This is a genomic window from Bacillus sp. JZ105, assembly GCF_053903125.1.
Map to the genome: position 1 here is coordinate 1129339 of NZ_CP096387.1, position 11333 is coordinate 1140671.

General features: G+C 37.8%; 9 protein-coding genes. All 9 read left to right on the forward strand.

Annotation, left to right across the window (positions count from 1 at the left end; translation table 11 throughout):
* Positions 1-54 precede the first annotated feature (54 nt).
* Positions 55-858 (forward strand): DUF2268 domain-containing protein, encoded by an 804-nt coding sequence (locus M1D81_RS05615; RefSeq protein ID WP_456265373.1) that lies wholly within the window; start codon positions 55-57, stop codon positions 856-858.
* 149 nt (positions 859-1007) lie between these two features.
* Positions 1008-1988: an ABC transporter ATP-binding protein gene (locus tag M1D81_RS05620; RefSeq protein WP_456265372.1), complete on the forward strand. Its 981-nt coding sequence runs from the start codon at positions 1008-1010 to the stop codon at positions 1986-1988.
* Positions 1985-3007, forward strand: a complete 1023-nt coding sequence (locus tag M1D81_RS05625; protein ID WP_456265371.1) for an ABC transporter ATP-binding protein — start codon at positions 1985-1987, stop codon at positions 3005-3007. The genes M1D81_RS05620 and M1D81_RS05625 overlap by 4 nt, the downstream gene beginning before the upstream one ends.
* An 85-nt stretch (positions 3008-3092) precedes the next feature.
* Positions 3093-4727: a peptide-binding protein gene (locus M1D81_RS05630; protein WP_456265370.1), complete on the forward strand. Its 1635-nt coding sequence runs from the start codon at positions 3093-3095 to the stop codon at positions 4725-4727.
* Between the two features lie 213 nt (positions 4728-4940).
* Positions 4941-5891 carry an ABC transporter permease gene (locus tag M1D81_RS05635; RefSeq protein WP_034621771.1) on the forward strand — a complete coding sequence of 317 codons (951 nt, stop codon included), beginning with the start codon at positions 4941-4943 and terminating at the stop codon, positions 5889-5891.
* A gap of 33 nt (positions 5892-5924) precedes the next feature.
* Positions 5925-6821, forward strand: coding sequence for an oligopeptide ABC transporter permease (gene opp4C / locus M1D81_RS05640; protein WP_456267154.1), 897 nt, complete (start codon positions 5925-5927; stop codon positions 6819-6821).
* 651 nt (positions 6822-7472) lie between these two features.
* On the forward strand, positions 7473-8516 hold the full coding sequence (locus tag M1D81_RS05645; RefSeq protein WP_456265369.1) for a formylglycine-generating enzyme family protein: 1044 nt from the start codon (positions 7473-7475) through the stop codon (positions 8514-8516).
* Positions 8517-8638: 122 nt separating this feature from the next.
* Positions 8639-9433, forward strand: coding sequence for a GTP cyclohydrolase II (locus M1D81_RS05650; protein WP_456265368.1), 795 nt, complete (start codon positions 8639-8641; stop codon positions 9431-9433).
* Positions 9415-11175 carry a WD40 repeat domain-containing protein gene (locus M1D81_RS05655; protein WP_456265367.1) on the forward strand — a complete coding sequence of 587 codons (1761 nt, stop codon included), beginning with the start codon at positions 9415-9417 and terminating at the stop codon, positions 11173-11175. Before M1D81_RS05650 ends, M1D81_RS05655 begins: the two co-directional genes overlap by 19 nt.
* Positions 11176-11333 lie beyond the last annotated feature (158 nt).

Below are 11333 nucleotides of genomic sequence, written 5' to 3' on the forward strand. Positions count from 1 at the left end.
GATAAACAGATCGCCGCTTTTTTGCATATGATGAAAATGGAGGTGTTCAGCGGTATGGGTCTGATCAATACACAATATCTCATTCATCAATCATCATCATTTCAGGAGCTTGCAGCGCGCTTTGTTCCTTATTTTAAAGGGGCCGAGGAAAAAGAAGGGTCGTCTATCCTCGCTCACCTGCAGCATCACGGGATGGTTCGGTCTTGGAGCTCGTGCAAAAACATGATCGACAAGCTCAAGGAAAAAGGGTACTTCAAGCTTGTCATGAAAGAATATCAAACGCTTCAAAAGCAGTGGAAAGGCCCTGACATTCCTGTGTTTATTTTACCTGTCAACGAGAGCAGCAGAGAAATCAGAGAGCAATTTTATTATCAATCCGGCATGGCATTCGATGACAAGGTCTTTCTCTTTTTGTCTCCAAATACCCCGAAGGAGCGAATTGGTACATTGCTGACTCACGAATATCACCATGTATGCAGGCTGCATTTTCTCACAAAAGAAGAAAAAGACTTTACATTCCTCGATACAATCATGATGGAGGGGCTCGCTGAATATGCTGTGTATCATAGATATGGAGAAAACTATACAGCGAAATGGACCACCTTCTATAGCGAAGATCAGCTTCAGCGTATGTACAAGAAGTGGGTATCCAGTCATCTTGATCAAAAAGTCCAGGACGACGAAAGGCTGATACAGAATCTTCTTTATGGAAAAGGGAACTACCCTAGAATGCTTGGTTACGCTACCGGATTTTATATTGTGAAAAAATATTTCAATGAGCACCGAATCAGCGAGGAGTCTATGATCGCAGAGCCAGCAGAAACTTTTTTAAAGGCGATAGAATCACAAAGTGAATAATTCACATAAAAAGAGACATATTACAAATTTACTAAATACTTCTTGATTTCGTCATAGCGATGTAATAATATACAAATAATTCTTTTTATTTTAAAAATGCAGAATATTTGGGTTCGATTCTATTGATCTAGGGAGAAAGGGGCGAATGAATGAGCACGCTGCTTGAAGTGCAAAACTTAAAAACCTATTTTTTTCGAAAAAAAGAACCGATACCTGCTGTTGATGGCGTTGATTTCACCATCAACAGAGGAGAAACTGTCGCATTAGTCGGTGAGTCTGGGTCTGGCAAAAGCATTACGTCCTTATCCATTATGGGTCTGATTCATGGAACGGGCGGGAAAATTATGGACGGTTCCATCAAACTTGATGGAAAGGACCTTGTTACATATAGTGAGAAGGAATTATGCAGCATCCGTGGTAATGATGTATCGATGATCTTTCAGGAACCCATGACCTCACTTAATCCCGTCTTAACCATCGGAGAACAAATAACAGAAATCCTCATCTATCACAAAAAACTTTCAAAAAAAGAAGCGGTCAAAAAAGCGGTTGATCTGCTGAAGCTTGTTGGTTTTTCCCGCCCGGAGCAAATCATGAAAGATTATCCGCATCGTTTATCAGGCGGCATGCGGCAAAGAGTGATGATTGCCATAGCGCTAAGCTGTGATCCGAAGCTTCTCATTGCAGATGAACCGACAACTGCCCTGGATGTGACCATTCAAGCACAGGTACTCACTTTAATGAAGGATTTATGCTCTACCTTTGGTACATCTATTCTTCTGATCACACATGATTTAGGTGTCGTGTCTGAAGTGGCAGATCGAGTGATTGTCATGTACTGCGGACAGGTTGTTGAAAATGGGACTGTCGAAGAGTTGTTTGAACAGCCGCTTCATCCTTACACAGAAGGGCTGCTTGAATCGATTCCTGTCATTGACGGAGACATACAGCCGTTAACAGCCATCAAAGGGAATGTTCCTGCGCCAGATCAGCTTCCAGCCGGCTGCCGCTTTGCTCCTAGATGTCCGCAAGTGAAGGAACGCTGCCTGGGAGAACTGCCTAAGCTGAGAACATTTGAAAATGGCAGAAGCGTCAGATGTTTCTTATATGAGGAGGCAGACAACACATGACACTTGCTCAAAATCAAACACAAATAACAGACTTACCAGAGAAAGAAACGATCCTTGAACTGAAACAGATTCGAAAACATTTTCCGATTAAAGCGGGCGTCTTTCAAAAGAAAGTCGGTGCAGTGAAAGCTGTTGACGGCATAGACTTGAAGATTTATAAAGGTGAAACGTTAGGTATTGTCGGGGAGTCAGGATGCGGGAAATCCACACTAGGCCGGACAATGATTCGCCTATACGAACCAACCGACGGTCAAATCTTTTTTAAAGGGCAAGACATCACGCGCGTATCAGAATCAAAGCTAAGACAATCTACACGAAAAAACATCCAAATGGTTTTTCAAGATCCCTTTGCATCACTCAACCCTAGAAAAACACTTCGAAGCATCATCAAAGAACCCTACAAAACACATCGCTTATATTCCTTAAAAGAAAGAAATGAAAAAGTAGAACAGCTTTTATCAAAGGTAGGTCTTCATCCAAGCTTTGCGAACCGCTATCCCCATGAATTTTCAGGCGGGCAGAGGCAGCGAATCGGCATCGCTCGTGCCCTTGCCATGAATCCCGACATGATCATCGCAGATGAGCCTGTATCAGCACTTGATGTATCCATTCAGGCGCAGGTTATTAATCTGATGGAGGAGCTTCAGGAGGAATTTGACCTTACCTATCTATTTATCTCTCACGATTTAAGTGTGGTCAGGCATATTAGCGATAGAGTCGGTGTCATGTATCTCGGCAAAATGATGGAGCTTGCTGATAAGCATAGTCTGTACGATGACCCGCTCCATCCGTATACACAGGCTCTGCTTTCTTCCGTTCCTGTCACCCGTAAAAAAGGGCAGACGAAAAGAGAACGCATTATGCTCCAAGGCGATCTGCCGAGTCCTGCAAATCCGCCAAAAGGCTGCGTATTTCACACAAGATGCCCGCACGCGAAAGAAATCTGTAAAGAAAAAGTACCAGCATTTCAGGAATTAAAAACGAACCACTTTGTTGCCTGCCACCTCTACAACGCTTGATCAAGCTTGTATGATCTCATCTTTGAGAGGGGGGATGAAACAGGATTCGGTCATTATTTTTAAAAAAGAATAGGGGGAATTGTCTATGAAAGGTAGAAATAGAAAGTCCATTCTGGTCAGTTTACTGCTGATTTTTACATTAATCCTTGCTGCTTGTTCTGGTGGAAATAAAACGTCTGGAGATAGTGGAAAGAAATCCACAGGTAAACCTGTACAAGGCGGCGATCTTGTCATCGGTTCAATTGCAGAGCCAACATTATTTAACTCGCTGTATTCTACAGATGTGGCAAGCTCGGATATTGAGGAAAGAATCTACAGCTTCTTACTTCAAACAGACGGAAAGCTCAACCCTCAGCTATCGCTGGCAGAGGATATTAAAGAATCTGATGACGGCAAGCAGTTTGATGTCACCATTAAAAAAGGTGTGAAGTTTCATGATGGTGAAGAACTGACTGCTGATGATGTTGTGTTTACATACAGCATTCCAATCAATAAGGATTACAACGGGGAGCGCGGATCAGGCTTTGAAGTTTTAGAGTCTGTTAAAAAGACAGGGGACTACTCGATCGAATTCAAGCTCAATAAAAAAGATCCTTATTTTTATAATGTCACACTAGGAAGCTACGGTATTTTACCTAAGCATATTTTAGGTGATGTGCCTATAAAAGATCTCGGTGAAAACGAATTTAACCGAAAAAAACCAATTGGTTCAGGTCCATTTAAATTCGCAGAATGGAAAGAAGGAGACTACGTCAAACTAGAAGCCTTTGACGATTATTGGGATGGACGTCCTTACCTTGATACCGTCACGATTAAAACGATTCCTGATGAAAATGCAGCTATTGCTCAGTTATCAGCAGGCGATATTGATTTCTTTGCTGTACCGGGAGCGGAGCTGCAAACAGCTGAAAAAATAAATAACATCAAAATCGAGTCCGATTTAGGCCTGAATTATTCTTTTATTGGCTGGAATCAGAAAAACGATCTCTTTAAAAGTAAAAAGGTCCGCCAAGCGCTTACCCATGCCATTGATCGTCAAACGATTGTTGATCAAGTGTTAGATGGAGACGGCAAAGTAGCGAACATACCAGAAAGCCCACTGTCTTGGAATTACCCGAAGAATGAAAAATTCCCAGTGTTTGAATTTGATCAAGAAAAAGCGAAAAAGATGCTAAAAGAAGAGGGCTGGAAGGATACAGATGGAGATGGCTATCTTGATAAGAATGGTAAGAAATTCTCCTTTGTATTAAAAACCAACCAAGGAAATAAAGTTCGTGAAGATATCGCTGTCGTTGTACAGCAGCAACTTAAGGAAATTGGTGTAGAAGCGAAGCCGCAAATTGTAGAATTCAGTGCGTTAATCGAACAGACATCTCCACCAAAATGGGACTATGACGCTTTACTTCTAGGGTGGAGTCTAGCTACTTTCCCTGATCAATATAGCATCTTTCACTCAAGTCAGTCTGAAAAAGGTTTAAACAAAGTTTGGTATAAAAACAATGAAGTTGATCAGCTGCTCGTAGATGCTAAAAACTTAAGCGATCGAAAAGATTATACAAAGGCGTATGAAAAAATTTATGAACTAATTGCAGAAGATCAGCCATACACATTCCTTTATTATGCCAACTCACATCGAGCTATGCCAGCTAACCTACAAGGCTACTCTTATCATCCGAAAGATGAGTATTACAAAATCGAAAAGTGGTGGATTGAAAAGTAGACCCATTGTGAAGAAGGGGGGAGTTTCTCCCCTTTCAGCGTGAAGACAAACCCTCGCATTCGGCGTCTGTCCTGTGTGCTGGTGCTCACGAATATTTCATTCGCTCCGAGCAAGTACTCGTCATATCACGCTGAGAAGAAAAATAGGGCTAAAATAACATCATTTTAGCCTTATTTCACAGAATGGCGATCCGATGAAAAAGGAGTTGTGCATATGGTTACATATATCATTAGAAGGACATTGCTCTCGATTCCCATCTTATTGGGGATTACCATTTTGTCCTTTGCCATAATGAAAGCAGCACCAGGCGATCCGATGTCACTCATGATGGACCCTACCATTAGTGCGGCAGACCGGGAAGCCTTTATTGATAAGTACGGCTTGAACGATCCTGAATATGTGCAATATATGAAATGGCTTGGCAATATGCTTCAAGGTGACTTTGGCACATCCATTGTCAAAAAGGGAACGCCCGTGGCTGATTTGATCTTTGCCCGGCTGCCAAATACCCTCATCCTCATGATCTTTTCTACATTAGTTGCCCTGCTGATCGCCATCCCATTTGGTGTTCTTTCAGCAAAACGCCCGTATACAAAGCTTGACTATGGCATTACGGTTACATCTTTTATCGGACTGGCTATTCCAAACTTTTGGTTTGGCCTCATCCTCATTATGGTTTTATCCGTGAACTTAGGGTGGTTTCCAACTGGCGGAGTCTCTACCTTGAATGCCGATTTTAATGTGTTTGACCGGCTCCATCACATCATTTTACCAGCCTTTGTTTTAGCAACGGCTGATATGGCGGGGCTGACCCGGTACACAAGGTCCAGTATGCTTGATGTCATGAGACAGGATTACATTCGCACAGCAAGAGCGAAAGGCTTTAGAGAAAACAAAGTCATTTTTAAGCATGGTTTAAGAAACGGTCTTATGCCTGTCATAACGATTTTCGGATTGATGATACCATCCTTTATTGGCGGCGCAGTCGTGGTGGAACAAATCTTCACATGGCCTGGACTTGGAAAGCTGTTCATTGATTCTGCCTTTTCGAGAGATTATCCGGTCATTATGGCAATGACCGTTATTTCTGCAGTGCTTGTGGTGGTTGGAAATTTAATAGCGGATATTTTATATGCGATCGTTGATCCGCGTATTGAATATTAGAAGGGAGCTGAAGCACAATTGGCACAACCTAATATGGGAACACCTCCTGTTGATATCAAATTAAAGGAGGGCCTTCCGCCAAAGCCAGAGACGATGCTGCGTTTATTTTGTGAGAAATTTTTCAAAAATAAATTGGCGGTTGCCGGCTCCGTGATCTTATTGATCATTATCTTTTCTGCCATTTTCGCTCCAGTGATTGCTCCATATGCACCAGAGCATCAAGATTTATTGAAGCGGCTCCAGCCGCCAAGTGCTGAGCATTTTATGGGTACTGACAAGTTTGGCCGCGATATTTTCTCAAGGGTGTTATATGGCGCGCGGGTCTCTTTATTGGTTGGTTTTGTCTCGGTGGTCGGTGCAATCACCATTGGCACTGTCGTTGGCGCGGTCGCGGGGTATTTCAAAGGATTTGTTGATTCCTTGTTAATGAGGTTTGTGGATGTTGTGTTGTCGATTCCAGACATTTTTCTATTGATCACGCTCGTCACCATTTTCAAGCCGGGCATTGATAAATTGATTTTAATCTTTGCTTTGACCGGCTGGACAACAACGGCCAGACTGATCCGTAGTGAATTCCTATCACTTCGAACAAGAGAATTCGTACTCGCGGCGAGAACCATTGGAACGAAAAATCATGTCATCATCTTTTCGCATATTTTACCGAACTGTATCGGTCCTATTATTGTGTCAGCTACATTAAAAGTAGGCACCGTCATTTTAGCTGAATCAACACTCAGCTATCTTGGATTTGGTATTCAGCCGCCAACGGCAAGCTGGGGGAACATGCTGCAAGATGCACAAAATTTCTCGATTATGGTGCAAGCATGGTGGTACCCGCTTTTCCCAGGTCTCTTTATTTTAATAACGGTTCTTTGCTTTAACTTTTTAGGAGATGGCTTAAGGGATTCATTTGATCCTAAGAGGATATGAACGAGTCATAATCAGGCTGTAGAAAAATCTCAATAGCCTGATTATATGGTTCATTCCCACTTGATATCTAGAAGTATATAGGTACAAGAAAAGTAATTGATAGAGTTTGGATTATTTAATGATTGAAGGTTTGGTAAACTCCTTTTCCTGTTGCTAAGATATTGTTAAGGGACCATTTCGTTTCAATAGTTTTTTTAACCTATTTAAGGGCTGAAAAGCTGTCCTTTATTGTAACAGGTAGTCAATTACGGAGGAGATGGAGTTTATGGTCGATTTTTTTAGTATTTCTAATTCTAATGGCATTTTAGATATAGAGATGAAGGAAGATTATACTAAATTAATTTTCATAAGAAAAAAATATATAAAAACCAAAAAATATAATATCTAATTATTTACTTAAAATGAATAATATGGTAGAGTAATATATAGATATTCTTTATAATCTACCCATAATAAGTAGCACATTACTTTCCTCAAAGAGTAACACAACATTTTATCTTCGTATTTCTGCAATTTATATCACATTTATTTCTCTAATTCATTATTAATATCTCCCAATCAATGACTTTTTTCTTGAAAACAATCCCTATTTAGAAAAAAATAATTTGTGTGATTCATTTTATTAAGTATAGAGAGGTGAGGAATTTTGGTATGATCAAAAACTTAAAATTCAAGTATATAGAAGCAGGCGAATTTCATTTTGGAACAGAGTGGAACAAAGAAAAGTTTATAAACATGGTAAATAATTATAATGTTCCGCTTGAATGGTTATTAAAAGAAGTCCCTCAGAAAAAAGTATATTTAAATGATTATTGGATTTCTGAAACTCCAGTTACGATTGGAATGATGAAAGAATTTTATCAAAATAATCCATATGTGCAAATGCCCTTAGTCATAAAAAAACATATTAATAATAACGATTTAGATTTCCCAGCATATCACATTAATTTTGAAGATGCGTTGATGTTTTGTTACTGGGCTTCAGAAACCTTGGGAGAGTGTATAGATCTTCCAACTGAACCCGAGTGGGAAAAAGCCGCTAGAGGAAGTTGGGATGATAGAGAATTTCCATGGGGCGATGAGATAATTGAGAATGTAAATATAAAAGGTCAATACAATTCTTTGCCTATCCCAGTAAAGAACATAAAGGAAAATAGATCTCCCTATGGGGTCTATGATCTTTCTGGAAATATAGAAGAGTGGACTAGAAGTTACAATCGACCTTATTTAGGTTCGCCCTTAAAATATTCTAAATCATTAAATTACCATATTTTGAGAGGTGGGACGTGTGAACATGGATTAGATTTAGCTAGATGTTCAAGAAGGCACGGAAATATTCCCAGTGTATTTAGAGGATTCAGAATTGTAAAAAGGAAAGAGGATAATATATTTCAAAATGATATATATTCTGAACATTCAGAATTTAATGAAGGTGATTTTATATTAGCAAGAACTTCAAAGTTAGACCAGCAAAACTTGATCGTTGATATAGATTTAAATAAAAAAGCTTATTTGGACATTCAAACATGTCAATCCAATGAAATAAAATTATTCAAAGGTTTTTCCAATCCAGGTTCAGAAATTTTGGTTCAATTTGAAGGAGATGTTGGAGGTCAATTAAAAGTAAGAAAACCTTCATTATCTGAATTGGATTCTTTATTAAGGAACTTAGACGTCAATAAAATAATTCAATAGGAAACAACTTAATATGCAATATCGTGGAGGATTAGATTAGTGAGCACAGGTTGTTTTTAACCCAATGCTTATTTTTTAAGGGTGTACTTTTCATCGCAATAGTAGTGAAAATGCTTCTACAAATGGGAGTTACAAAAAATAAAGTGAGGAGAACAAAATTGCAACTTAAACTGGATGATTATAAGTTACTTGCCCAAAAATTAAAAATCATACCCTATAAAAAGAAATATATGTACTTTTTCGGGCCTATTGAATTGCCTATTAATTTAAATGGAGAAATTATTATTTTTAATTGGTATACCTGGTTTGTACATAATGAAAAATGGTCCTTAAAAAAAACGCTGGAAAAATTACCGAGCCTATCTCAAAACGAATCTCAACAAAGCACTGTTTTGATATACGGAGACTTTGAAAACTCAGAAATGGCAAAAGTTAGATTACACAGTATCTGTCACACTGGAGATATTTTTGGAAGTGAAAAATGTGACTGTGGAATTCAGTTAAAACTGTCACTACAAAAAATTTATCAAGCTGGAACAGGTGCATTATTTTATTTATCAAATCATGAAGGAAGAGGGATAGGTCTATTTAGTAAATCAATGACCTATGTTTTACAGCAGAAAGGTTACACCACGTTAGAAGCTAATTTGTTGCTGGGGTATAAAGTAGAATGTAGAGATTATGAAGAAGCTTCCTATTTATTAAAAACATTAAGAAATAAGCCAATCATTCTACTGACGAATAATCCTGATAAAATAAATAATTTGAAACAAAGTGGAATTGCGATAGAGAGCTGTGAAAATGTGATTGGTGAAGTTAATCAATTTAACATTAAATATTTAGAGACAAAGGTAAATGATATGAATCATTCTTTTAAATTAGTAAAGGAGGATGAAAAATGCATACAGGGCCATTAAGAGCAATAGTAATTGACCAAACAGGGAAGTATGCATACACTGGCGGCTATGATAAAAGAGTTTACAAATGGGATTTAAATAGCGGATCCTCATATCTTCTTACTGAACACGAGCATTTAGTCGGAGGATTAACACTAAGTAAAGATGGAGGATATTTACTCACATCCTCTTCTGATTATTCTATGAAATTGATTGATACTAAGACTGAATCGGTAATAAAAACTTTTTTAGGTCATACTGACGACATCGAATATGCAATTTTCGCAGAGGACGATCAATATATTATATCTACATCCTTACAACATGATGGCAGAGTTTTAGTGTGGAATGTTGAAAACGGTAATATTATTCGTGAATTTAATGAACATAAAAGCAGTGTCAAATCTGTATGGACATTTAACAATAAAGTTTTTTCCTGTGATAATAACGGGAATGTTTTGGTGTGGAATTTAATTACTGGGGAAGTGCTCGATAATTTAGGTCCATATACTTGTGACATAGATACCATTAATGGAGATGTAAATAGAGGGATTTTATTAATAGGGTTAGATAATGGTGATATAGATGTATATGATGCTCTAAAACATACAAAAATGAAAACATTAAAAGGTCATAAAATCGGTGTTAAGACTATAGAGATATCTCCATCTGGAAATTACGTATTAACTGCTGCATACGATCATCAAATTTTTATTTGGGATCGGAATTTCAAAAGGCTTTCATCATTACCTCAATACAAATATCAGTGGGAAGTAGGGTTTGCTTTTAGTAAGGATGAAAAAAACGTATATGGTTGTACATTTGGATATAAGTTTTGTGAATGGGAGTGGGAAAAAAATCAACTAATTGATAATAACATAACATGTGCAACCCCTTCCATAAACGATATAGCTGTTAGTGAAAATGGAAATGTCGCTACTGCTTCAGATGATGGTGTGTTTAGACTAAATGGAGAAAAGATTTTGTCGGTAAATCATGTTTTGAATAACGCCGTAGGTATGACGAATGATGGTTCTATAATAGCTTGGGGAGATCATAAAGGATATTTGCATTTGGTAGATGCTGAACTGAAGACAATGATTAAATCAATTGATTTTTCATCTGGGCCACTTAATTCAATTGTTTATGATAGAGAACATCACTCGTTTTTTATAGGTTCATATAGTGGGAATGTATTTGAAATAAACCTTTACGATTTCAGCATCGTTGATCAGTTTCGTGCACATAATGGGGCCATTAAAGGAATGGTAGTAGAAAGAGAATTTATTGCTACGGGTTCTTCAGGTGGGGAAGTGCATATTTTTAATCGAAAAAATATATCAGAATGTATTCGTTTAGTTGGTTCCTCATTTGTCATAAATGATCTTTCATATAATGAAAAGAAAAATTTACTTGCAACAGTTAGTAGAGACAGAATTGTAAGAATTTATGATGCATCAAACGGATCTTTAAAAGGTCTTCACAATATGCATAACTACTCAGTAAAAACAGTATGCTTTAATGCTTCAGGAGTATTATTTGCAGGTGATTATTGGGGATATATTAGTGTATGGGATTTAAATGATGAAAAGAAAAACATATTTAAAGTAGCGAATAATGGAATAAGTTATATGGAGAAATTAGGTGAAGAAGTTCTTGCTGGATCTTATGATGGAGGAGTATATTCAGTGAATAAAAGTGGTGAAAATTCAGAATTTATAAGATTATTTGATCAATCTGAAAATTATCATGTTTTAAAATGAGATATAAATTTATTTTCATTCTTATTTAAAGGAGGTGAGAGAAATGGGTCGTAAAATTAAAGTTCAACCAATCCGCAGCTCAGTAAACACACGTAAATAATTATAGGTTTGGGTAGGGATATAGAAAAGTATCCCTACTTAATTTTAATATAAAAAGG